The sequence below is a fragment of the Stenotrophomonas maltophilia genome (assembly GCF_003970865.1).
GTDB classification, from domain to species: domain Bacteria; phylum Pseudomonadota; class Gammaproteobacteria; order Xanthomonadales; family Xanthomonadaceae; genus Stenotrophomonas; species Stenotrophomonas maltophilia_AR.
Genome location: NZ_RXLZ01000166.1, coordinates 1 through 596, shown reverse-complemented (window position 1 = coordinate 596; position 596 = coordinate 1). Strand labels below are relative to the sequence as shown.

The window sequence follows — 596 nt, the reverse complement described above, 5'->3', positions numbered from 1 at the left end:
CAAAAAAGGGGGGGGGGGCCCTGGGGGGGGCCCGCGCCCTGTCCCGCTCCCCCCCCCTTCACTCCAGGACGGGAAGGCGGCTCGGGAACTGGAAATTGAGGCCGCAGAGGCGCAGGTCGAGCGGCTGAAACAGAAATGGGCCTGGGCCGAACTGGTCGTAGGGGCATATTTCTGGGATGACGTCCGCCGGCGGGGTATCGATCCCTATGGCCGCAGCGATGATAGGACCAAAGCCGGCGCGGTGGTGTGGCTGCATGAGACTAGCTACGCGGTCGAGGTCAGGGAAGGCCTGCTGCGTCTCGAGCGTGCCAGGCCCCAGCCGGACGGCACGGTCAGGGTCGAGCGCCCCAAGACTCATCTCACCCAGGGCACCGCACTGCGGGCGAAACAGGCCAAGCTCGAGGCCCTCCAGATTGCTCTGCTGCACACCACCGACCGCATGGTGCGCGAGATCCTGGTGGCCGGATTGCTGGGGATGAACGGCCTGACATGGGACGCGCCGAACCCGTGCCCGGTTACACATTCGACGCGCCCGCCCATCCTTCCGGGCGCTGCTCCTTGGACCCCCTGAATCCAAAAAAAAAAAAAAAAAACAA

Annotated in this window: 1 protein-coding gene; it reads left to right on the top strand. The window is 65.3% G+C overall.

Annotated elements, in window-relative coordinates:
• On the top strand, window positions 1-571 hold a 571-nt coding region (locus tag EKL94_RS22570; protein ID WP_221768000.1), incomplete at its 5' end, for a hypothetical protein.
• Between the last annotated feature and the right edge of the window lie 25 nt (window positions 572-596).